20 protein-coding genes are annotated in these 21,954 nt (G+C 57.8%); 5 read left to right on the top strand and 15 right to left on the bottom strand.

Going from position 1 to position 21,954, the window contains the following annotated elements; translation table 11 throughout:
• Positions 1-26: 26 nt before the first annotated feature.
• From JTP94_RS06220 to JTP94_RS06180, 9 genes are all read right to left on the bottom strand, one after another.
• Positions 27-1,346, bottom strand: coding sequence for an ABC transporter substrate-binding protein (locus JTP94_RS06220; protein ID WP_204849666.1), 1,320 nt, complete (start codon positions 1,344-1,346; stop codon positions 27-29).
• A gap of 37 nt (positions 1,347-1,383) precedes the next feature.
• Complete coding sequence (locus JTP94_RS06215; RefSeq protein WP_204849665.1) at positions 1,384-2,463, bottom strand: ABC transporter ATP-binding protein; 1,080 nt, start codon at positions 2,461-2,463, stop codon at positions 1,384-1,386.
• Between the two features lie 21 nt (positions 2,464-2,484).
• The gene (locus tag JTP94_RS06210; RefSeq protein ID WP_246754676.1) at positions 2,485-4,635 is read right to left on the bottom strand and encodes an ADP-ribosylglycohydrolase family protein; all 2,151 of its coding nucleotides are present in this window, start codon (positions 4,633-4,635) and stop codon (positions 2,485-2,487) included.
• Positions 4,632-5,474: a carbohydrate ABC transporter permease gene (locus JTP94_RS06205; protein ID WP_204849664.1), complete on the bottom strand. Its 843-nt coding sequence runs from the start codon at positions 5,472-5,474 to the stop codon at positions 4,632-4,634. The genes JTP94_RS06210 and JTP94_RS06205 overlap by 4 nt, the downstream gene beginning before the upstream one ends.
• Positions 5,471-6,415: a carbohydrate ABC transporter permease gene (locus JTP94_RS06200; protein WP_204849663.1), complete on the bottom strand. Its 945-nt coding sequence runs from the start codon at positions 6,413-6,415 to the stop codon at positions 5,471-5,473. Before JTP94_RS06200 ends, JTP94_RS06205 begins: the two co-directional genes overlap by 4 nt.
• Positions 6,408-7,355 (bottom strand): carbohydrate kinase family protein, encoded by a 948-nt coding sequence (locus JTP94_RS06195; RefSeq protein WP_204849662.1) that lies wholly within the window; start codon positions 7,353-7,355, stop codon positions 6,408-6,410. Before JTP94_RS06195 ends, JTP94_RS06200 begins: the two co-directional genes overlap by 8 nt.
• Positions 7,352-8,203 carry a carbohydrate ABC transporter permease gene (locus tag JTP94_RS06190; RefSeq protein ID WP_204849661.1) on the bottom strand — a complete coding sequence of 284 codons (852 nt, stop codon included), beginning with the start codon at positions 8,201-8,203 and terminating at the stop codon, positions 7,352-7,354. Before JTP94_RS06190 ends, JTP94_RS06195 begins: the two co-directional genes overlap by 4 nt.
• Positions 8,196-9,017: a carbohydrate ABC transporter permease gene (locus tag JTP94_RS06185; RefSeq protein ID WP_204849660.1), complete on the bottom strand. Its 822-nt coding sequence runs from the start codon at positions 9,015-9,017 to the stop codon at positions 8,196-8,198. Before JTP94_RS06185 ends, JTP94_RS06190 begins: the two co-directional genes overlap by 8 nt.
• A 71-nt stretch (positions 9,018-9,088) precedes the next feature.
• The gene (locus JTP94_RS06180) at positions 9,089-10,378 is read right to left on the bottom strand and encodes an ABC transporter substrate-binding protein (protein ID WP_204849659.1); all 1,290 of its coding nucleotides are present in this window, start codon (positions 10,376-10,378) and stop codon (positions 9,089-9,091) included.
• A gap of 224 nt (positions 10,379-10,602) precedes the next feature.
• On the opposite strand from JTP94_RS06180, the gene JTP94_RS06175 reads away from it, so the two are divergent.
• The 3 genes from JTP94_RS06175 to JTP94_RS06165 are packed head-to-tail and all read left to right on the top strand — an operon-like array spanning position 10,603 to position 13,074.
• Positions 10,603-11,739: an SIS domain-containing protein gene (locus JTP94_RS06175; RefSeq protein ID WP_204849658.1), complete on the top strand. Its 1,137-nt coding sequence runs from the start codon at positions 10,603-10,605 to the stop codon at positions 11,737-11,739.
• 7 nt (positions 11,740-11,746) lie between these two features.
• Positions 11,747-12,151: a secondary thiamine-phosphate synthase enzyme YjbQ gene (locus JTP94_RS06170; RefSeq protein ID WP_204849657.1), complete on the top strand. Its 405-nt coding sequence runs from the start codon at positions 11,747-11,749 to the stop codon at positions 12,149-12,151.
• A complete protein-coding gene (locus tag JTP94_RS06165; RefSeq protein ID WP_204849656.1) occupies positions 12,148-13,074 on the top strand; it encodes a nucleoside phosphorylase in 927 nt (308 codons plus the stop codon). Before JTP94_RS06170 ends, JTP94_RS06165 begins: the two co-directional genes overlap by 4 nt.
• A gap of 49 nt (positions 13,075-13,123) precedes the next feature.
• Here the strand turns inward: JTP94_RS06165 and JTP94_RS06160 are convergent, their stop codons facing one another.
• From JTP94_RS06160 to JTP94_RS06135, 6 genes are all read right to left on the bottom strand, one after another.
• Positions 13,124-14,032, bottom strand: coding sequence for an NAD(P)-dependent oxidoreductase (locus JTP94_RS06160; protein ID WP_204849655.1), 909 nt, complete (start codon positions 14,030-14,032; stop codon positions 13,124-13,126).
• Entirely contained in the window at positions 14,029-14,772 is a 744-nt protein-coding gene (locus tag JTP94_RS06155; protein WP_204849654.1) for an SDR family NAD(P)-dependent oxidoreductase, read from the bottom strand. Before JTP94_RS06155 ends, JTP94_RS06160 begins: the two co-directional genes overlap by 4 nt.
• A gap of 1 nt (position 14,773) precedes the next feature.
• A complete protein-coding gene (locus tag JTP94_RS06150; RefSeq protein ID WP_204849653.1) occupies positions 14,774-16,177 on the bottom strand; it encodes an amidase in 1,404 nt (467 codons plus the stop codon).
• Positions 16,174-17,379 carry an NAD(P)/FAD-dependent oxidoreductase gene (locus JTP94_RS06145; protein WP_204849652.1) on the bottom strand — a complete coding sequence of 402 codons (1,206 nt, stop codon included), beginning with the start codon at positions 17,377-17,379 and terminating at the stop codon, positions 16,174-16,176. Before JTP94_RS06145 ends, JTP94_RS06150 begins: the two co-directional genes overlap by 4 nt.
• Positions 17,376-18,491 (bottom strand): ring-opening amidohydrolase, encoded by a 1,116-nt coding sequence (locus tag JTP94_RS06140; RefSeq protein WP_204849651.1) that lies wholly within the window; start codon positions 18,489-18,491, stop codon positions 17,376-17,378. Before JTP94_RS06140 ends, JTP94_RS06145 begins: the two co-directional genes overlap by 4 nt.
• Positions 18,492-18,610: 119 nt before the next feature.
• The gene (locus tag JTP94_RS06135; protein WP_204849650.1) at positions 18,611-19,345 is read right to left on the bottom strand and encodes an FCD domain-containing protein; all 735 of its coding nucleotides are present in this window, start codon (positions 19,343-19,345) and stop codon (positions 18,611-18,613) included.
• 270 nt (positions 19,346-19,615) lie between these two features.
• Between JTP94_RS06135 and JTP94_RS06130 the strand changes: the two genes are divergently transcribed.
• Together JTP94_RS06130 and JTP94_RS06125 are read left to right on the top strand one after the other, a co-directional pair.
• Complete coding sequence (locus tag JTP94_RS06130) at positions 19,616-20,803, top strand: alanine--glyoxylate aminotransferase family protein (protein WP_204849649.1); 1,188 nt, start codon at positions 19,616-19,618, stop codon at positions 20,801-20,803.
• A gap of 448 nt (positions 20,804-21,251) precedes the next feature.
• Complete coding sequence (locus tag JTP94_RS06125; protein ID WP_204849648.1) at positions 21,252-21,953, top strand: ECF transporter S component; 702 nt, start codon at positions 21,252-21,254, stop codon at positions 21,951-21,953.
• The last annotated feature ends 1 nt before the right edge of the window (position 21,954 follow it).

Here is a 21,954-nt window from a genome sequence, read left to right as displayed (position 1 = left end):
CGCGCGTCTCCGCGCGGCAGATCCATTTAGAAGGTCGGTGCGGTAACCTGCGGTACAAGCCCGCGACGATACTCTTTCTCGAAGGCTTTTCCGGCCTTCTGCAACATCTCCTCGGGTGTCTCCTTACTCAACCAGACCGATTCCAGATCTTGAATGAAGACATCCTTGGTCGCGGGCGGGAAAAACGCGACGATCTTGTATCCGAATTGTCCCTTCTTCACTGCGGCGGTGATGTCCGCCATCGCCTGATAGTAGGACTTGGTGATGCCGGTCGCGGAAGGATCGTTCGGGAAATCATTGAGCGGAATAGACCAATAACCCGGCCAGACCTTCGCGATATCGGTGGCGAACTTTTTCGACATCATCATGTCGAGAACCATCGCGGCGCCGTCCTTCACCTGGGAGTTAGCGTTGATGGAATAAGTGAAGGCGCTTCCAATCGAGTAGATTGGATAGGGCTGCGCTGGGTTCATATTTGGGAATGCCGTAAACCCAAGATCGTCAGCATTGGCGTCTTTGAAATAGTTCACGGCCCACTGATAGCTGAACGAGGGCGCGAAGAAGAAAGGCGCCCGCTTTTGCTGCAATAGGGAAAGTGACGAGTCGAAGTTCAGTGAGAAGTAGTCCTTGCCACCGAGGTAGCCTGCCTTGTACCAACGATCGAGTTCCTTGATCGCAGCCACCATATCCGGCGAAGACCAGTCACCTTTTCCGGTAAGCAGTTCATAGATGGACTTTGGTCCAACTATCTGGTTGAGGAAGATGGAAGCGTAGTTCTCATTGATCGGCTGCCAACCGCTGTTGCCGGTCACCGAGGCATACATGCCCTTAGCCTGAGCGGCTTTCATGATCTTTTCGAGGTCTTCCTTGTTCTTCGGAACGTCCCAGCCATTCTCCGTGAGTACCGCTTTGTTGTAATACATGCCGTCGGCCATCACAGAGGGCGGCAGGCAATAGAGATGCCCAATTTGCTGGCAGCTATCGAGGATCGGTGTAAGAAGGCGCTCGTTCCAGCCATATTTCTTCGCATAGTCTTCCATCGGCGCAAGCTTGCCGGCCTTCGCTAGGGGCGTCACGTCGGACGGGCCTGAAGTGTAGACGAGGTCTGGCCCCTGCCCGGCCATTACGGATGTACGGACATCATTGTCAACGGAGGTCCGGTACTCGATGACAAGCTCATACTTATCCTGCGAGGCGTTAAACGGCTTAATCAGCGCGTCATCCAGTGCCTGCTGATAGGCGGGCGACGCGCCCCAAAACCACATTGTGACCTTGTCCTTCGAAAGGGCTGGCCCTGCACCGAGGCTGGCGGCAATGATCAATGCACTTCCAAAAATCCGCTTCATGTTCAGTTCCTCTCTTTTATTGTTTCAGTCGTTACCGTCAGACGCGCTGGCCGTTGGAATCAAAGAGCAGCACTCTGTCGGGATTGGGTTTGAAGGAAATGGAATCTCCTTGCCGGGCACGATCGTCGCCCCTGAGTTCCAGGATCAGGCGGGCACCTTGGGATGTTGCGATATGGGCGTAGGTCACATTTCCGAGCCGTTCGACGACCTCGATCCGTGCGGTGACAGGAAGGTCGCTCCCGATCGCCACGTGTTCGGGACGGAAACCGAGAGTAAGGTCAGTCCCGAGACCCACCTGTCCTCGCATGCTGGAGACGGTGAACGAACCTTCGCCCAGTTCGGGAGCCGTCACTGAAACGCGACCTTCGTCGACCGCGTCTACGGCGCACTTGACGAAGTTCATTTTGGGTGAGCCGATAAAGCCCGCCACAAAGGTGTTGTCGGGATCTTCGTAGAGCGACATCGGACTGCCGACCTGCTCGATCCTCCCTCCGCGGAGGACGACGATCTTGTCAGCCAACGTCATTGCCTCCACTTGATCGTGCGTGACGTAGATCATTGTGGCACCGAGCTCCTGATGAAGCCTCGCGACCTCCAGGCGCATTTGAACGCGGAGCTCTGCATCGAGATTAGAAAGCGGCTCGTCAAACAGGAAAATTCGAGGTTCCTTGACGATCGCACGGCCGATCGCAACACGCTGGCGTTGGCCTCCTGATAGAGCTTTGGGCTTTCGCTGCAGATAAGGCGTCAGCTGTAATACTTCCGCAGCCTTCTCTACCTTTGCCTTCCGCTCCGCCTTGGGAAGGCCGGCGATTTTGAGGCCAAAGCCAATATTTTCCTCGACCGTCATGTGCGGATAAAGCGCGTAGCTCTGGAACACCATTGCCACGCCGCGATCGACAGGGGAAAGGTGTGTAACCACCTTTCCCCCAATCTCGATTTCACCGCCGGTCGTGTTCTCGAGACCAGCAATCATTCGCAGGAGTGTTGACTTCCCACATCCGGACGGGCCGACAAAGACAACGAATTCCCCCGCCTCAGCCGCGAGATCGAGCGGTTCGATTACCAAATGATCGCCATAACTCTTCGTCACTCGGTTGAGACGGAGATCTGCCATTTTCGTCGTTCCTTAATCGTCTTACGCCAGAGAGTGAACTTCGAAGCCAAGCGCCGGAATGGTGCCCTCCTCAATGAGGAAGCCAGCTCCGCCGCTCACGTATTCAGCGTCTGCTGCCTTCACCAACGCGTTGCCGTCGATCGCAAGGTCAAGCTGATTGCCCTTGGCGGAGAACACGAACTTAAGTTTCGTGTTCTCGTCGTAGGCGAATGGGACTTCCGCGAGGACGGTGACTTGTTCGTCCTTGCGCTTGATGATTTTCGCCTTTTGATCTTCCACGATGCCGGCATAGTAACGCCGGTGACCGCGGGATCGTGCGATCAGACCCGCCGCGCGATGGAGATCCATGGTCAGGCGCGACGACACCTTATAGTCGTCCCAGTCGCGGCCACCTGTGGTGATCGCACCGTTTTCGAATGGATGGGAAAGGGCAAAAGTGGTGTCGACATCCGGCCTGAAATGCAAGGCAGAGCTGACAAAGGACTTCAACCAATATGATGATGTGTCAAACGGCGACATTCTCGGCGAGAGATCGGGAGCAGAGCCCATGACGAAGGCTTCCGGCGCGCCGGACCAATCCATGTCGAGCAGCGCGATCTTGCCGGTGATACGCTTTTCTGCGTTCAGCTCAACGCCGACGCGGTGAATAGGTAGACCGCTAACGTCCGGCACTTTCCACATAAGAGCGTTGTCGCCCTTCTTGAGGTTGAATGTTTCTCCCTTGACCTTCGCAAGGTTGCCATCACCATCATAGTGGATGACGAAAAAGTTCAGGAGCGGCGTGTCAGCGTCAAACGCGCGAACCGTGGCCTTGACGGTCTGGGTACCATAGATTGACGGACTGGCGAGCACCTCGAAGTAGCTGGTCTCCGATAGTGCACGCGGCTTCGGATCAATAAAGGTCGGGACGGAAACCGACCCGCTTACACCCTTGGCGAGTGCCTCGTAGCGTATTTCGAGGCCGTTATCGCCACCCGACATGTTCAGATTACCGACGGCGGTTACCGCTTGCCTTCCGTCATGCAGCGGACACAACTGAAAGCCTTGCACGGAGCCTGGATATTCGAATGCGAAACGCGATTTTGGCTGGTCATAGGCCCAGCCGTTGAGAGCTGCGGCGGTCCTGCGAACACGGCGCGTCTCGATGACGGCATCGCTGAGGCAGTCGCCGCCATCCGCGCCGACGACGTACATCAGGTCGGAGATCGGCCCTCTGAAATCGGGACCCTGTTCGAACGCCTTCAAGCCGAGACGGATGCCATTCAGGCACGCTAAGTTGCCTGCGTTGCAATCCGTATCCCAGCCAGACGAAACCGCGATCTTGAGACCGTGCTGCACGTCGTCTCCGCCGAGGATGAAGGATGCGAGCAACAGCGCATGGTTTGGAACCATCGGACAACAACCGGGATAATGGCGATAGGAGTGGTTTTCTTCCAGCCACTGCCGGACATCTCTCCAGTGGTTGGCCTTAGCGCACTGCTCGCGAACATCACCTACGATCCGCCTCAATTCGTCGTGGCGTGAATGGCGCAGGCCGATCTCAAGGAGCTTATTGATATCCGTCTCGGTAAAGGCGGCGGCCTGCATTGCGGCGAGCAGCACCGCCGCCTCGACCGCAATACCATCATGGCTGACGGTGCTAGCTTTGCGGGCCATATCGGCAGCTCGCTCCGGGTTTCCGGGGTTCGACATTGCCCAGGTGTCAATGAAAATCTCTGAGCCGATCGCTTCCGCCATTGCGCGGCTATTGAGTTTTGCCGACCCGCTTTCGGGCGCATGGATACCATTCTTCAGCCGAAGGTAAGCGGTGTGTTCGGTCGAACGACCGAGGCCACCCCACCAGAGAACGGTCTTGTCCTCGATGATATAGTTCAGCCATGTATCGCCGATCGCCTTGGCGGAGATATCTGTCGGAAAGCCATTGTCCTCGAGCGCGCGATAAAACAAAAATGTGCCGGAGATATCATCATCGGGCACGATCAGCGGCCAGTTGACCTTGTCGTTCACAAAGTAATCGATCTCGCCGAAAGTGTTGCGTATCGCATCATAGGACCAGCCTTCCACGGCTCGACCCAGATATACGCCGATGAGTTTTCCGACGACTCCGGCATAGGTCTTTTCTGCAAACCCGTCCTTGTTCAAAATGCTCTTGTTATCGATTGGCATGTTCATCCCTTTACTGCTCCTGCTGTCATTCCGCCGATGAAGAAACGCTGCATCGCGAGGAAGAAAATAATGATGGGAAAGATGATGATGAGTGCGCCGGCCATCATGATCCCGCGATCAGTGACGATCGTTGAATTCATCGACAGGTAGCCGAGGGTCATCGTGAAATTGGCTTGACCCTGCTGGAAGGTCGAGGTGATCATGAACTCGTTCCAGGCATTGAAGCCGACGAGGATGCCGACTGTGATCAGGCCAGGTCGGAGGAGCGGAAGAATGACATACCAAAATGTCTTCCACGGCCCGGCGCCGTCCATGAATGCGGCGTCATCGAGTTCCGTCGGGATGGCGAGGACGTAGGTGCGCAACAAAAAAATAGCGAGCGGGAGATTGATCGCCGATAGAATGAGACTTGTTGCGAACAGGTTTCCGACGATACCCAGTGCTGCGTAGATAAAGTAAAGCGGGAAAATGAAGAGCTGGATCGGCACCGTCACGGCGCAAAGGAAATAGATCGAAATGGCTCTCCAGATCCGACCTTTCCTGCGGGCAAGAGGAAATGCCGCAAGCGCTGCAAACCCAACTGTGATCACAATGGTGAACGCGCAGATCACGACGCTGTTGATGAGCCCTGTCGTGAAATGACCGGTTGTCCAGGCCGTGACAAAATTTGCGAAGCTGAGGGTCTTGGGGAGCGACAAGGGATTGGCGACAATGTCCACATGTGGCTTGAAGGCATTCATGATCACGAGACAGAACGGTGCCAATGCGACGACCACCGCAAGACCAAGAAACAGATTCCCAGAAATTCGCTGCGTTGCTCGAGCGTTTGGAATGGACTGGCTCATCGCAGGCTCTCCCGGCTCATCCAGACGTAAATAAACGACGCAACGAGCCCAAATAGGCTCATGAAGAGCGCAATGGCGGCGGCCTTGCCGACTTCGAAGGTCCTAAACGCCGCGCTATAGGCGAGCGTCGATAGCATTTCCGTCGAGTGCGCCGGCCCACCGTTCGTGAGGAGGTACACGTAGTCGAATGTGAGGAAGGAAAAGATCGTCACCATCGCAAACATCAGCGCGATCGTCGGCAGTATGTTTGGCAAGGTCACGTAGCGAAAAACCTGCCAGCCATTGGCACCTTCGAGAAACGCAGCCTCGAGCTGATCTGCTGGGGTCTGGCGCATAGCGGCTAGAAAGACGACTGCCAGATAACCCCAGAAGTGCCACATATCGACAGCCGCTACTGCGTAAAGCGCAGCCGATGGTTCGCCGAGAGGGTTTGGAAGCGGAATTCCCTGCCGATTGGCGAAGGAAACGACACCAGAGATCGGGTCGAAAATTATGAACTTCCAGATGCTGGCATTTGCGATCGGGGAAAGAATGTACGGCGTCAGGAGGATGACTTGGTAAATGGCTGCGCTCTTCTTTCTGTTCAGCAGGATCGAGGCTGCAACGAGAGCGACCGCCATGGGAACGGTCAAGAAAATGACCGTCCAGGTGATATTGTTGACGATAGCCTGCCAGAATATTCCGTCTGAAAGAAGATCCTGGAAATTCTCCAATCCAACCCAATACGGCTCGGACACACCGTCCCAATCGGTCAGAGATGCTGCGAAAGTCAAAAGCGCAGGCACGACGACGACAGAGGCACTGAGGAGCAGTGCTGGCAGGACAAAAAGTGCGTATTGGAAACCGCTGCCGGACTTTCTGACCCTGACACGACTGACTTGCCGCTGTGCTTGCGTCGCCCCTATGGCAACAGTTGGCGAAGGGATCTTTGCGTCATGCATGAACGGTGCCCCCCGCAATAGAGTCGATGGGCTCCCACTCCACGTGACAGGCATTGGCAAGCCGCACCGCGAAATTGGCTGTCGCTGGATCAGGTAGTCCGTATTGTCCAATGCACAGCGCAGCTGATGCGGCTCCGGTGCGTGCCGCGTGCTCCAGATCTCCGGGCTTCAGAGCCCAACCTGAAAGAAATCCGCCGCAAAAGGCGTTTCCACCTCCAGTAACGTCGACCACCTGGTAATTTGGAGGTCGGACGGTCAGTCGGTGATCGCTTGTTGCAATCAATGCGCCCTGAGCACCCATTCTGAGCACAACAACACGTGCGCCAGCGTTGACGAGTTCGGCTGCGATCTCTCGCGGCGACAGTGCTTCGCCCAATAGGCTGCAACCTTCAGCGAGGTTAAGTGAAAAGATGTCTATGTCCGGAAGGCGCTCCTTGATTGCTGGCCAATGTTGAGGACCGGCGACGTCTCCCTGTAGCTCCCAAAGAGTGGTTCCAAGATCGGAGCGATGGCGCGTGTAGCTATTCCAAAACTCCGGCCACAAATCGCGAAAGATATAGGCTGCAGAAGCGGGCCGAAATTGCCCGGGGATGTCGTCTGGGGTGAGTTGAAGGCTTTGAAAGTGGTCTGGACCGAAAGCAGGAGTTTCCGTACGACCACCATCATCCTGATATCGTAACGTCGAACGAATGGTGTGGGCTGCTCGCCTCAGTTCGCCATTGGGCAGAAGCTGATGTTTGCGCAATAGTCCGCTGCTGACCTGTTCGATATCTTCTCCAACACCAGCGACGATGCCGACTGCCGGCCACCAGAAGCGGGCGCCGACGGCCGCCCAGACGGCGGCTCCACCAAGATTAGGACCCCGGTGCACGCCACCCGCTTCCCAGACGTCGTCGATTATGATGTTTGACATGATCAATAGGGGGCGACCGGACGTCATTTCACCGCTCCAGAGGTTAGGCCTTCCACAAACTTCCGTTGGAAAAGCGAATAAAAAACGAGCACAGGCACGGTGAGGATGCTCAGAGCTGCGAGAAGCCGCGGCCAGTCGATTGCTTCACGATGGAAAAAGTTCAGCAATCCCAAGGGGACGGTAGCCGATGCCGGGTCGCGCAAAAACACGAATGCAAGATAGAGATCGTTCCACATACCCATTGCCTGAATGATCGTAACGACCAGGAAACCAGGCAATGTCAGCGGCAGGATCACGTGGATGAGGATTGTGAGCGGGCTTGCGCCCTCCAAGGTCGCCGCCTCTTCCAATTCAACGGGGACTGCAAGGAAGTACGACCGAAGCAGGAATACCGACATTCCGAAACCGCCCGCTGCATAGATGCATGCCAAGCCGAAAAATCCGCCCAATAGGCCAAGAGAGCGCAAGACAACAAACAACGGTATGGTGAGGATGTCCGGTGGCACCATCATCGTGGTGAGGATCAACACGCTCACCGCACCTCGCCCCGGAAACGAAAACCGAGCCAGCGCGTATGCGGTTGTCGATGCGGTGATCAGCAGGATCGCAAGGCCGAGACCAACGACAATCAAGCTGTTGACGAGATAGTCACCGATACGAGCGACCACGAATGCATCGGTATAATTGCTGAATTGCCAACTGCGCGGCAGCCCCCAGGGATTGGTATAGAATTCTTGGCGTGATTTCAGGGAACCGAAGAGAATCCATAAGACCGGCCACATCGCTTGGGTCACTGCGATTGCAAGCGCGAGGTATCCCAGCACCGCCGTTGAGAAAGCCGGGACGCACAGACCGTTTGACGCTCGGCTAGTCATCGCGTCCACTCCTTTTCGTGATGAGAAGAAAGGTGAACGTGATGACGGCTATGATCGCGAAAAGTACGTAGCCCATCGCGGCCGCCCGGCCGAACCGAGAGAACTGGAACGCCTCGTAGTACATGTGAGTGACCACCACATCGGTTCCAAAACCTCCGCGTGTCAGAACCCACACGACGTCGAAGCTGCGCACAAAGGCTCCCATGAGTGCTAGGAGAATTGAAACGGACAAGACCGGCCCGAGCTGCGGCAATGTGATGTTCCAGAACCGCTGCCATGAATTCGCACCATCCATCCTGCCCGCGTCATAGAGTTGAGGCTCGATCGCTTGCATGCCGGCCAGGAACAAGAGCATGTGCAGGCCCGCCCAGCGCCAAATCTCGACAGCGGCAACGCTTGCGAGAGCCGTTGCCTCTGAACTTAGCCAGGAGGCTTGCAGCACACCCAGTCCGGCAGCGTTCAACATTTCATTGAACAGGCCACCAAACCGGCTGGCCGACAGGAAGAACGTCCAGAATGCGCCGATAACGATGATGTTCATCGTGACAGGCAAAAACACCAGAGTCCGCGCGATGCGGATCCCCCTCAAAGGGGCGTTCATGAGCACGGCCAGTGCTAGACCAACAACGTTTTTCCCGATGACAACGATGATCGCGAAAACCACCGTGTGCCATAGAGAACTGCGAAACTCTGGGTCGCGCAGAACCGCCAGATATTGTGATAGCCCACTCCATTCGCCGACGTTCAATCCGTCAAACTCATGAAGGCTTAGCCAGAACCCGTAGAGGCTCGGTACGATCAGAAAGACCGACAACAGAAGCATTCCGGGAACTAGCAAAACATACGGGGCGGTTAATCGCCTATGCATGATTGCGGCCCTGCGTCCTAGTTTCCGAACCCGTAACCTGACGAAATCATACTATCGAGCTTGGCCTGCATTTGCTCTGCCGCCTGCTCGGGCGTGGCTTCTCCGCCCATCATCGATTGCACTGACCTTTGGATTGTTTCGGTCAGCTCTCTCGGCCAGATCCAGTCGAGGAACTTGTCTGCGGGGAGATAGGTTTGGAGGTCTTTGGAGACCTCATCGGTGGAGCCAGCCACGCCAACATGCGATGTCGCGATGGGAGCAACTGGCGCAAGCAAATCCGCAGCCTGAGCGTCTTCCGCGGCAAACTTGATATACTCACCGGCGAGCCGCGGCTCCTTCGAAGTCGAAGAGATACAGAGCCCGCTTTCCGCCCCACCAAACGCAACCGAATGGCCCGGCTCTCCCTCATATTGAGGGAATCTAAAGACACCCCACTCGAATGGCGCGTTCGCCTTGATGGCGGGGAGATCCCAGGAAGCGCCAAAATAAGATGCAGCCCGTCCTGAATAGAAGACCGATTTCATCGCATCTTCGTCAAGCTCGTTTGACTGTGGATCGACGAGACCATCGTCCACCCATTTTCTTGAAAGCTGCAAGGCTTTGAGGCTGGCCGGGTCCGTGAATTTCGCTGAGCCTTTCAGCACGCTCTCTACAAATTCGACCTGCTTGTTGCCTGTGGTCTCGGCGAGCGAGCTCATATAATACAGCGGCCACATCCAAGCATTCTTGCCTTGATGAACGACTGGAATGATCCCCATTTCCTTGAATTTCGGCACCGCCGCCAGAAAATCGGCATATGTCTTCGGCGGTCCCAGCCCCGCCTCTTTGAAAAGTTCCTTGTTATAAAAGAATGTCGTTACGTTAACGGCTGAAAGCGGGACCCCCCAAATCTTGCCGCCGACCGTAAAGTTTTCGACAGAGCCGGGCGTGAAACGCCCCTTCATGTGCTCCACTAAAGCATCTACTGGCCGAATGAGGCCGAGACGGGCGTAGGAAGTATTCACCGGGTTTGCAGCACAGACGATCACATCGATCGGATCACCAGCAAGCTGTGCATTGCGCAAACGAGACAGACCATCGGACACCGTCCCCCGTGCGTCATGCGAGATTTTTGTGACCTCAGGGAATTTGGCCATGAACTTCGCATCAAGGTCATCTGTGACCTTTTTGACGACTTCCTCAGGTGAGCCTGCGGCAAAGGTGTCCCATGTTGACGGCCCGAAGACGTGGAGTTCCTTGGCGCTCAACTGTGGCGCGATCAGAGCGGTGGTGAGAGCAAGCGTGGCGAAAATCGACTGCTGACGCATGTTTCTGTTCCCATATTTTTTGGACAGTTCACACCTCTCTTGTCGGAGGTCTATATCTATATACCTCTAACGGAACCACTCATCCGCTGCAAGGCCTATTTCGAATCTCCGCCGAAAAATTGCGCGCGGATTGCGCTTGCAAAAAAACAAGGCATTGGAGTAAGGTATATAAGATAGTACCTCTATACACAAGAACATTGCTGAAAGGGAAGGTCACCCGAACAATGAGCGAACAGCTTGAGGCGTACCTCAGCCAGGCCCGAAGTCTTGCGGAGCTTGTCGAGACAGAATCCAACAAAATAGCAACGCGTGCTCGTCTGCTTCTGACAATGGAAGAAGCATACGGAATTCGTCAAATCATAATCACAGGCTCGGGAGATTCTTATTTCGCGGCACTTGCAGCCGCGTCGTCCATTCGCGCATGGACCGGATTGCCAACCAGCGCCATGGTGTCGATGGAGGCGTCACGATACATGGACCACGGGCGCCCTCCGCTGGCGGGCAGAAACCGCGGCCTCTTAGTCGTGGCAATCAGCAACTCCGGAGAGGCCGCACGGCTTGTGGAGGCAACCAAACGTCTTCGTCATCTTGGTGCGATTACAGTTGCGATCACGGCAAACAAGGAAAGCCGTCTGGGACAAGCAGCAGAAAAGCATCTCGAGATTCCAATCCCGTCGGCGGCGTCCGCTCCGGGCACGAGGAGTTACGTTGCGTCGCTTCTCGGAGTCTATCAACTCGGGATTCGCATGGCAGAGATGCTTATGTCGATGACCATGGCTCAGGCAGAAGGTTTGAGAGGAGAGCTGCGGCGAACCAGCGAAGCATTGAAAGAAGCTGCTGCCGTCAGTGAGCCGCTCATGTCTAAACTGAGTTCCGCGTGGGCGACAAAGGATCGGATGGATTGCCTTGGTAGCGGTCCGGCACTTGCCTCTGCTCAGTACGCTGCGGCTAAATTCGTCGAGGCGGCGGGCATTCACGCAACTCCACAGGATGCTGAGGAATTTCATCATCTCAACTATTTCGTGGCTGAACCTCAGAATGTTCCAGCTATCCTGTTTGCGCCGTCCTCGGCCCTCTCAAGAAATAGAAGCCTGGAACTAATCGACGCGCTCGACCAGCTAGGTCGGCCGAAACTCATCATCACCGATGCCAGCGACTTCACCTCATCTGACGACCTCTTGTTGCTGCCTAAAGTTTCGGAAGCATTCGCACCGATTGTTCATGCTGTTCCGGCCTCGATGCTGTCTGCGTTTTTGGCTCACCGGCGGAACGAAGTTCACTATCGAGGCCATACAGGACCGTGGCGGGGCGCTCAAAACGCCGGTCTCGTTCGCAACAGCAAACTCGAACTGCCGAATTGAGGACTACATGCTGAAGAATTTTAAGCTGGAGACCGACCGAAGCGGTCTTTTCGACATAACGCCTCTCGCCGAAGCCGCTTTGAAAGAAAGTGAGATCGAGGATGGATTGCTCCTGGTGTCCGTCCCCCACTCAACCGCCGCGGTAACAGTGGTTTCTCCTTGGGACGCGCTTGGTCTTGAAGATGTCCATGACGAAATCTGCCGCCTCGTACCGACCAGAATTGACTTCAAACATCAGTATGACACGCCCCAGGATGCGGCGGGGCACGTCAAAGCGGCGATCGTTGGTCACTCGAAGTCTTTCTTCATCGATCAGGGAAAGCTTGGATTGGGACACTCCCAGAAGATTTATTTCTGGGAATTCGACGGACCCCGAAGCCGCAGCGTACAGATAAAGGTGATCAAATCATGAGTGAAGATCTAAGCCACCTCCCCTCCGTCAGCCGGGAAACCTGGGAATCCTACAAATATCGGAATAATGTGCCGCTGCGCGGTCTGCAGATTAACGGTCGCCCTGCGCTGACCGGCATCGATCCGACGAAGATCGGTGACTACGTTTTCATCTTCGTGCGCGATCCGCTTTGCGCTTACGACGACGATCCGGCAACACAATTGGCATCCCGTCTTGAAAATGCAGAGCTCGCTGGAAAGACGGGCATGTTCACAACCTGGACCGGCACCTACAAAGGCGCACGAATTTCGGCGGTAAGCGGCGGAAGCGGCGGAGGCGAAGCCGAGCTGTGCATGTTCGAGCTTCTTGAATATACGAACGCCAGCACCTTTCTTCGCGTCGGCGGGTCGGGCGGCACCAATGAGGCCGTCAGGCCTGGCGATATTGTCATCGCGAAGGGCATTGTTCGCGACGAAGGACTGAGCGCGGCCTATGTCGGGCCTGGCTGGCCTGCTGTTTGTGACCCGGAAGTTGTGATCGCGCTGGCGGAAGCCGCACGCGCGCTCAACGTTCGGTACCATATCGGCCTGACGCGGTCGGTGGATTCAGATCTGATTTCGGGAGGCCGTCCGTCGGTGCGGGGATATCTCCGCCCTGAAAATCTCAACGCTGTCGACGAGTGCCGCAGGACCGGCGTGCTCAACGGCGAGCGTGAGGCCGCCGCAATCGTGACGATGGCAACGCTTTTCGGAAAGCGTGGGGGCTCGGTTTGCTCCGTCGCGGATAACATCGCAACAGGCGAAAAGTTTGAGGCAGGCGCCGGGCACAATGCGGCGATCGACGTCGCCTTGGAAGGAGTGGCGCTCCTGGCAAAAATGGATGGCGAACGCGCCGCTGTCGGTGCGACGCACTGGCTTCCGTCAATGCAGACGGATAGAGAGTAGACGCGTGAAGACATCGGTCATGTCTGTTCCGCCTCTGTTTCAGCTGATTTCAGGCAGAGCGTCCCGCAAGGATTGCGTCGCGGTAAGCCTTCAAGCCGGCAGACAGGGGCAATCGCGGCCGCCAGCCGATATCCTTCCCGATACGGCTGACGTCGAATTCCGTCTGGATATCCGGAACGTCGTCGGCGCCTGGCGCAAGGACTATGTCGGTGCCGTCGATCGCCCTTGCGGCAATATCGGCGATCTTCGGCATGGTGAGGGGTTCGCCGGCTCCGACATTGTAGGTCCGTCTTGGAAATGCCGGCGCGACGAGCACGGCGGCAATTGCCGCGGCGACATCGTCGACATGGACATAGTGGTAGATGAAGTCTGGATCACAGGGGATCGTCGTTTTGCGTCCGGCCGACGCATCACGAATGATATCGTTGAGAATGCAGTTGGCACGGCGGTACGGTCCGTAAACACGCCCGATCCTGAGGCTCACGCCATCGAGACCGTATTCGGCCGCAAAACCTTCGACCAGTTGCTCGCAGGCAACCTTGCTGGCGCCGTAGACGGAGGTCGGATGGAGCTGTGTCTCCTCATTGATGGCCACGCTGCCGGCGTTTCCGTAGACGCTGATCGAAGAGCAAAAAACGAACCGCTTCATCGCGTGAACTCGCGCAAGGTCGAGCAGCAGAGCGGTGGCGTCGATATTGACGGAGACGATTTTCAACGGCTGGCCCTGCGCCATCATCGGCCCGGAGATCGCCCCGCAATGGACGATGGCGTCGATGGATTTTCCCCGGATGAGCATGTCCAGTGCATCCCTGTCATCCAGGCCGACGATGTGAAGCTCCTTATCGCCGCGTCCGAAATCGGTGATGTCGATGGCGGTCACGGCATGTCCGGCAGCGGCAAGCGTTTGGCGGGCAGCCATTCCGATCAGGCCCGCACCGCCGGTGATGAGAATGTTCATAGTGCGACCATGCCTCCGTCGACGCTGACATCCGCGCCGGTCATGAACGACGAGCCGTTCGAGCAGAGGAAAACGATCACGGAAGACACCTCTTCCGAGGCCGCAAAGCGGCCGATCGGCGTCAGCGGCAGGAAGGCTGCGCGTTGCTCTTCGGTGACGTCACGCTGGAGACCAGTCATCGTCGTGCCTGGCGAGACGGAATTGATCTGGATGTTCAAAGGCGCATATTGAACGCCTGCCTGCCGCGTCAGTGCCAGCACCGCGCCTTTGGAGGCGCAATAGGCCGCGGCATTCTTCAATCCGATATGGGCGGCGGTGGACGCGACGTTGCAGATCTTGCCGCTCTTCTTTCCGATCATCGTCGGAAGGACCGCTTTCATCCCGAGCCAGACGCCCTTGGCGTTGACATCCATGATCTTGTCCCAGACCTCTTCTGAGACATCGGCTGCGGTGTCCCCGGGAACGGCGACGCCGGCATTGTTCACCAGCGCGTCGATGGTTCCAAACCGCGCCACGACCTCCGTGACGAGTTTATCCCAGGCAGCGGCATCGCGGACATCCATCGGTGCGGCGATGACGTCAGTTCCTTTCGCCCGCAATTCGTCGGCGATGACCTCCACGCCCTTGACATCGATCAGAACCAGCTTGGCGCCCTTTTCGGCGAATTCGCGCGCCGCTGCCCGGCCGATGCCATCGCCCGCGCCTGTCACAATCACCACCTTGTCCGTAAACTCAGCCATATCAGTCAAATCTCCTGGAAAGCCGCGCCGGACCCAGAGCCCGCACAGGCGGCAAATTGCTCACAAAATCGATCAGTTCCGCGTCCCTGCCGACAGCGGCAACGAGCTGGATTCCGATGCCGCCGCGATCGGCGGTCATCGCAACGGGGATGTTTATGGCGCAGACGCCGGTGACATTCATCCAGCCGGTAAAGACGGCATGGCCGCGTGGGCCGACTGGCTTCCCGTCGATCTCGGCCGGATAGGCAGTGTCCGCCGCCCAAGCCAGCGCCGCGGTCGAAGGGCAAACGAGGAGATCGTAATGCGACAGCAGACGGCCCGCGTCGGCGCGGGCAGCAAGCGCCACCGCCATCGCACCGGCATAGTCAGCGCCCGTGCGCGCGCCGCCTTGGGCGTCGAGCGCAAGAGCATTGGTGCCGAGACCCTCCCGTTTGCCGACCGAGTTCAGATGGCAATGCAGACCTGCAGCGGCAATCGTCGACCACGCCGCCGACACGCTATCTACATTGTAAGGCGTCTCGATCGTCTCAATAAAGTGACCAGCCTCCCCCAGCTGCATTGCAAAGGCATCGGCAGCTTCTGCAATCAGCGGATCGACCGGCGCCGGGCCGATTTTTGGTAAATAGGCGATCCGGGCACGCCGCGGCAGCGGTTGCGGCGGCGCCAGCGCCGAGAGCGAGGACGGGTCGGTCGGATCATAGCCTTTGAGAACGGAGAAGACCGCCGACAGGTCCTCTACGCTCCGCGCCACCGGTCCGACGACTTCGAAATCCAAGAGAATCTGCGGAAAGCCGTTATACCGTGCGATCTGCCCGATCGACGGCTTCAGGGCATAAAGCCCGCAATGGGCAGCCGGGCGCCGTAATGATCCGCCGCCGTCTGTTCCGATGGCAACCGGGCCGATGCCTGCAGCAACGGCCGCCGCACCGCCGCCGGTGGAGCCGCCGGGGGTCATGCCGGGAGCGTGGGGATTCTCCGTCGTTCCGAAGGTGAGATTCGCGGTGTAGCCCTGCAGCGTGAATTCGGGGACATTGGTCTTGCCGAGGAAGACGGCGCCCGCAGCGCGGAGGCGCGCAACCGGCGCCTCGTCCTGCGCGGGCACATGATCGGAATAGAGTTTGCTGCCCCAAGTTGCTGGCAAGCCGGCAGACAGCAGATTGTCCTTGATGGTCAGGGGAACGCCGTCGATTGGCGACAAAGGCTGGCCAGCGCGCCAGCGCAAGGTCGCAGCTTTCGCCTGAGCGCGCGCCGCCCCCCGGTCCTCTGCGATCACAGCCTTGATATTCGCATTGACGGCATCAAGCCGTCCTTCGATCGAAGTCAGCGCCTCCAGGGGCGTGAACATGCCGGTACCATAGCCGTCAGTCAGTTCCCTAGCAGTCAATTCCCATAGATCTGTTTTCATGACAGCGGCACCGACACGTCGCGATAAAGCTTTTCAAGCCTTGCGGTGAAAGCAGGCTCCAGCTTCTTGAGGGTGCCTGCCACCGGATCGCCGCCGGCAAGCATGGTGTCGGTGGCGTCGCGGGAAAAGGAGACGACAAACTCCGCACGCTCGGTTCTGCGCGCCGCGACACCCGCGGGAATATCCGTCAATGGCCTGCCCATTCTAAGCGCTCTTTTCACTTCGTCGACGACGACGCAGGCGTCTTCGACCGCTTGCGTCGCGCCCTGCCCGAGGGTCGGCACCATCGGATGCGCGGAATCGCCGACGAGAAGCACCCCGGCGCCCGCGTCATAGCGGGTCGTCCCGTCCTGCAGGCGAGCCCAATGAATTCGATCAGCATTCCGCTCGATGGCGTCGACCAGATAGGCGGCCTCTGCACAAAGACTTCCGCTCTGCGGCGTATAGATCCGCCGCAAGGCGGCAGGCATTTTCATCTCGTCGGTGACGATGCCGTCGTCGCCGATCGGAAAAGATCCAGCGCAATAGACGAAATCTCCCGGAACGCGGAAGGCAAGCAGGCGGTTCGGCCCGTTGAACCACTGACCATAATCGTCGATCGGGCATTGCGTACCGGCCGGAAACAGCAGCCGGTACAGGCAGACGCCAAGAAGGTTCGGCTCCTCTCGCGAGACGAAGTGCTCACGGATCTTGGAATAGCGCCCGTCGCCGGCGATCAGCAGATCGATCTTGTCGATCCGGACTTCGGCGCCAGTCTCCCTGTCGCGATAGACGGCAAAGAGCCCGTCGGCCGTACGCCCGCAGGAAAGCAGCTCGGCGCTGTAGCGGATGACTGCAGCGAGTGGTTTGCGCAGCAAGGCGTAAAGCTCCGCCCAGCGGATCCGTATCCCCGGATTGCCTGCAACACTATGCAAGGGCAGATCCATCAGCACGCGGCCATTGGTCAGCGAAATGGACCAGTTTTCCCATGGCAGGCTGTTGGCAACGATCGCCTCGGCACGCTCGGGCATGGCGTCGCGCAGCGCCTTGATTGCGTTAGGCCCTATGTTGAGACCGGTTCCTGCATCCATATGTTCCGTGGCGCCGACCCGTTCCAGGCAGATAAGTTCAATATCTGCTCTCTCCGCCAGACCCGATGCAATCAGGCTGCCCGCTATCCCGGCGCCTGCGACAACGATGCGTTTCCGGTTGCTATCGATCATGCTCGAATGTCTCCTGCGCGTTCAACGATCAAACTGACGAGCCCGCCGCCATCGGGGCCTTGATGTTCGGCGCCGCCGGACACGAAAAGAGCCGTATCCCCAAGCACGCTTGCGACGATAGCGCCGACCGCGGCGCGGATATGCCGCTGCTGATCCATGTCGCCGTCATTGAGCATCGTGTGGATTTTGCCGCGGACAAGGCCATCGCGCGCTGCTTCGCATTTGACGAAGGCTGCCTTTATCCTGGCAGCGTCCGTACGCGGCACCTGCGGTCCTCTGCTGAAACCGAGATCTCCGAGCATGGCGTGAATGCCGGAAATATCCAGAGCATCAGCCATCGGTGCGTGAGCGACCGTCAACGAACCGCCCCAGTGTTTGCTCAATCCGATGACGACGACCTCGTTGCACCGGACCTCAACCCCGGCCGAGACGCTGGCGACCGGCGAATAGAGCGTGAAATCCTTGAGGACTGCTTCGCCGACGGCGCGCTCGGCGGAAATATCCCCCATCGCCTTCCCCACCCCCAATGCGGAGGCTGCGCGGCCAAAGGCCATCAGTTTGCCGGGATTGTCGGTCGCCGGCGCCCTCCCCGCTTTTGTGCTCGCCACAATATCGGCTTGCGTGAAGGCCGGCCCCTTGACCTGAACGAAATGCACGTCGTCCGCAGTGGCGATGCCGGCCTTTGCCATCGCCTCCAGCACCGCGCTTGCGGTAAGATCGATTTGCCTTTGACGGCCGATATCGTCGGGTGCGAGATCCGATGTGAAGGCAACGCCGATCGCCAGCCCCTTGCCGCCGCCGACCTGAGTTTCATGCGAAGCGGTCAAGACCGTATAGTGCGGAGACAGCACGCCTTCCACACCGCCTGAAAAGATAAACGGGATATGCTTGCGGACCACGTCGATCGACCGGCCGGTGGCCTCGCCGATCAGCAGCGCCAGGGATTGCGACAGATAGCCGCGCGTATAGTCATTCACCAGGCCATTGCCGTGGGTCTTTCCGATGACCGCGACGATGTTCGTGGGATCGATCACACCTGACGCGATCGCCGCAGCAAGCCCGGACACATCACCCGGATCAGGAAGGCTGAAACGATGAACGCCTGCCAGCATGGCTACTTCGTGACAATCAGTTTTGTGGACAGAGGTCAGATGTCTAGCCATGAAATAACCCTTCACCTCTTCCGCAAGAGGGAAACAAACCAAAATCGGGCAAAGCCGCGTCTGCGTGTTCAGCCGTTGCTGATCTCTTCGGCCGAAGCCTTCCTTTTTTGACCAGACGGCTTTGCCGGCTTGGCCTCGCTGTAGGCGGCACTGATGACCGGCCATTTGCTTTTGATATGATCGCGCATGAGCTGGGCAAGCGCTGTCCCGTCGCGGCGGCGCAGAAGCAGGATCATCAGGATGTGATCATCGATCGCCCGTGCCCATTGCTGTTCCGTCTTGTGGGCGGAGAAGCGCGCGCGCTGTACGCGCCCCGAAAGGCTGCGATAGGTCGATTGAAGCGCGGAGTTCCCGGCCGCTGCCATGATCGCATCATGGATCTCGCGATTGCGCGCGAAATAAATCGTATAGTCTCCTGCCTTCCAGGCAGCCACCATCGCATCATGCGCGCTTTCAATCGCCGCAAGCTCGGCATCGGTGATGCGTGCACAGGCCAGCTCGCCTGCCGCCCCTTCAAGAGCGCCGATTACCTGCAGGATTTCGCGAATCTCGGTGTCAGATAAAGCCACCACCCGGGCGCCACGGTTTGGCAAGAGCTCCAGCAATCCTTCGGCGGCGAGCAGCTTGATCGCCTCGCGCAACGGCGTGCGGGAAATGCCGAAGCGTTCGCAAAGCGCGACTTCATTGATGCGGGACCGCGGTTCAAGCTCACCATCGAGAATGAGCTCGCGCAGCGTCTCGACAACAACTTCATGATGCAGCGTCTTGCGCACAATGCCGCGATAACGGTCGATCGTATTCACCAAATGGCCTCCCCGTTTCCTTTGCTGTCCACTAACCCGATCCTGCGTCCAAGGCGAGTTTGAACAATTGCAGCCACTTTTCAAAATTGCATTATCTTTTGAAGAGTCAACCGAGCTCCGGTTTGCTGACGACCCATTTTTAAATAGAAATTGGAGAAATGAAAGTCTAATTCTCACTTTTTCTGCCTCTCATGAGCTCTTGCATCGCCACCCTCGCGCAGATAGCATTCATAATGCAATTTCGAAATGCTCGTCAAAAGAGGTTCTCCCATGCGCTCAGCCGGTCGCCATTTCCTGCAAATCCCGGGGCCGACCAATGTGCCACTGCCCATTCTGGCCGCGATCGGCCAACCTACGGTCGATCATCGTGGCCCCGATTTTCCATCCCTCACCCTCAATGTCCTGGAGGGTCTGGGCAGGATCTTTCAGACTTCAGGCGATATCGTGATCTATCCGGCCTCGGGAACGGGCGCCTGGGAAGCAGCGCTCGTCAACACGCTGTCTGCCGGCGATACCGTGCTGATGGCCGAAACCGGTCATTTTTCGACACTCTGGCGAATAATGGCGACGCGGCTGGGGTTGAAAGTCGAGTTCCTGCCGGGCGACTGGCGCCGTGGAGCCGATGTCGGCGCCATCGAAAGCCGGCTGGCCGAAGACCGCTCAGGCACGATCAAAGCCGTCGCGATCGTTCACAACGAGACCTCGACCGGCGCTGTATCGAATGTGAGCGCGATCCGCCGCGCGCTCAATACGGCAGGTCACCCGGCCCTTTTGATGGTTGATACGATCTCTTCCCTCGGATCGATCGACTACCGGCATGACGAATGGCAGGTCGATATCACCGTCGGCGGCTCGCAGAAGGGCCTGATGCTGCCGCCCGGGCTTTCGTTCAACGCTATTTCGCAGAAGGCACGCCGGGCGGCCAAGAATGCCCGATTGCCCCGCGTTTTCTGGGACTGGGAGGATATGATCGCTGCCAATGCCAAGGGATATTTTCCCTACACGCCGGCAACCAACATGTTGCAGGGCCTGAAGGTGGCGCTCGAAATGCTGCAGGATGAAGGGTTGCCGGCGGTCTTTTCCCGGCACGATCGCGCCGCCGAGGCCACGCGGCAGTGCGTGCGCCATTGGGGGCTGGAGATCTGGTGCGCCGAACCCGCCGAATATTCCAGTGCGCTGACGGCTGTCCTTGTCCCGGAGAACCAGTCCGCCGACGCTCTGCGGTCAACCATCCTGAAGCAATCCGGAGTATCACTCGGCAACGGCCTTGGCCGGCTTGCCGATCGCGTCTTCCGTGTCGGGCATCTCGGCGATTTTAACGATGCCTCGCTTCTCGGAGCGCTGGCGGCGATTGAAGCCGGACTGCTCGCCTCCGGCATGGGTATCCGGGCCGGCGGGCTTTCCAAGGCCATTGCAGTGCTTAATACCGACGGCCCGCTGCAGGCTGCTGCCGAATGATAATTTTTTACGCAGGATGATGATCTATATTTAATCATCCTGCACAATATCGAACATATACTCTGATATTGACCGATTTCCGTGCATGTTGCTTAAAAAATAGCACCAAATTGGCGCTTTTATCTTCTTGCAATTAAACGAAATTTGAATTTAGAATGCAATTCATGGAGAAGGACGCGATGTACGGCGCGTCCAACTGATGGGGATCAGTAAACTGCATTCAAAATAAACCTCTGATTCCCTGCGGTCGCGATCAAGGTGCGTTCCGGATGCGCCATTTCGAGGTCGATCGCCAAATGTGACGTCTGCGAGCATCTCCAGAGCGGGTTCTTCCTCCAAAGCGCCCAATCGCGGAGTTCGGCTTGCAAATGAGTAGTCCCGCTGACGGAGTGCAGGCACCGTCGACAGAAGGGCCCGAGCCTGCTTCCCACTTTGCGGAGAACGCACCATGTCCGTTGGTCTCATCTATCTCATCGTCGCCATCATCGCCGTCGCCCTTGCCGCCATCGCCTTCTTCATCAATCGCGGCAAGGGTGGCCAGGTCTTCGTGGCCTTCACCCTGCTCGAGATCGTCATTATGGCAATTATCGGCGTCATCAACGGTGTGCTTGGCACACCGAATGCGATGATCGGTCGGTTCTTTATGACCTTTTCCGGCGCCTACGGCTTCCTGGCTTTCGCGGCGATTTGCGGCGGCTTTTATATCGCAGGTCCGCTTTGCGGCTACATCATTCGCAAGCCCGGCGCTGCGACGATCGCTGAAACCATGAACGGTGTTGCGCAGGTCCTGTCAGGCAACCCGAACGGCATCATGGTGCTGGGCGCAGGGTTCCTCCAAGGCTTCATGTCGGATGTCGGCTTTGCCTTCTACGGCTACCGGAAATGGACGCTTTCGGTTCTCGCCCTTTCCGGCGCTCTTGCCCCTCTTCTGCAGCAGATTCCCGAGGTCTATTTCTTCGGCGTCGGCGACATGGGCATTTCCTACAACCTTCTCGCTCTTATCATCCGCATGGTCAGCGGTGCCGTCTATGCCATCATTCTGGTCAAGCCGATCGCCCATGGTCTTGCCAAGGCGGGCGTGCTGCGCGGCACAGCGATTGCCAAGAGCGAGGCATCGGCCACGATCGTGAACCAGCCGACCGGAGCTTGAT

The sequence above is a fragment of the Martinezella lusitana genome (assembly GCF_016901135.1).
GTDB classification, from domain to species: domain Bacteria; phylum Pseudomonadota; class Alphaproteobacteria; order Rhizobiales; family Rhizobiaceae; genus Rhizobium; species Rhizobium lusitanum_D.
This window is presented reverse-complemented; position numbering and strand designations above follow the sequence as displayed.

Excerpts from the sequence above, each read along its gene's own strand:
- JTP94_RS06130 (WP_204849649.1), top strand. The coding sequence starts at position 19,616 with ATGCGCTCAGCCGGTCGCCATTTCCTGCAAATCCCGGGGCCGACCAAT.
- JTP94_RS06220 (WP_204849666.1), bottom strand. The coding sequence starts at position 1,346 with ATGAAGCGGATTTTTGGAAGTGCATTGATCATTGCCGCCAGCCTCGGT.
- JTP94_RS06170 (WP_204849657.1), top strand. The coding sequence starts at position 11,747 with ATGCTGAAGAATTTTAAGCTGGAGACCGACCGAAGCGGTCTTTTCGAC.
- JTP94_RS06155 (WP_204849654.1), bottom strand. The coding sequence starts at position 14,772 with ATGGCTGAGTTTACGGACAAGGTGGTGATTGTGACAGGCGCGGGCGAT.
- JTP94_RS06215 (WP_204849665.1), bottom strand. The coding sequence starts at position 2,463 with ATGGCAGATCTCCGTCTCAACCGAGTGACGAAGAGTTATGGCGATCAT.
- JTP94_RS06150 (WP_204849653.1), bottom strand. The coding sequence starts at position 16,177 with ATGAAAACAGATCTATGGGAATTGACTGCTAGGGAACTGACTGACGGC.
- JTP94_RS06210 (WP_246754676.1), bottom strand. The coding sequence starts at position 4,635 with ATGAACATGCCAATCGATAACAAGAGCATTTTGAACAAGGACGGGTTT.
- JTP94_RS06180 (WP_204849659.1), bottom strand. The coding sequence starts at position 10,378 with ATGCGTCAGCAGTCGATTTTCGCCACGCTTGCTCTCACCACCGCTCTG.
- JTP94_RS06125 (WP_204849648.1), top strand. The coding sequence starts at position 21,252 with ATGTCCGTTGGTCTCATCTATCTCATCGTCGCCATCATCGCCGTCGCC.
- JTP94_RS06190 (WP_204849661.1), bottom strand. The coding sequence starts at position 8,203 with ATGACTAGCCGAGCGTCAAACGGTCTGTGCGTCCCGGCTTTCTCAACG.
- JTP94_RS06175 (WP_204849658.1), top strand. The coding sequence starts at position 10,603 with ATGAGCGAACAGCTTGAGGCGTACCTCAGCCAGGCCCGAAGTCTTGCG.
- JTP94_RS06160 (WP_204849655.1), bottom strand. The coding sequence starts at position 14,032 with ATGAACATTCTCATCACCGGCGGTGCGGGCCTGATCGGAATGGCTGCC.
- JTP94_RS06205 (WP_204849664.1), bottom strand. The coding sequence starts at position 5,474 with ATGAGCCAGTCCATTCCAAACGCTCGAGCAACGCAGCGAATTTCTGGG.
- JTP94_RS06165 (WP_204849656.1), top strand. The coding sequence starts at position 12,148 with ATGAGTGAAGATCTAAGCCACCTCCCCTCCGTCAGCCGGGAAACCTGG.
- JTP94_RS06200 (WP_204849663.1), bottom strand. The coding sequence starts at position 6,415 with ATGCATGACGCAAAGATCCCTTCGCCAACTGTTGCCATAGGGGCGACG.
- JTP94_RS06140 (WP_204849651.1), bottom strand. The coding sequence starts at position 18,491 with ATGCTGGCAGGCGTTCATCGTTTCAGCCTTCCTGATCCGGGTGATGTG.
- JTP94_RS06195 (WP_204849662.1), bottom strand. The coding sequence starts at position 7,355 with ATGACGTCCGGTCGCCCCCTATTGATCATGTCAAACATCATAATCGAC.
- JTP94_RS06145 (WP_204849652.1), bottom strand. The coding sequence starts at position 17,379 with ATGATCGATAGCAACCGGAAACGCATCGTTGTCGCAGGCGCCGGGATA.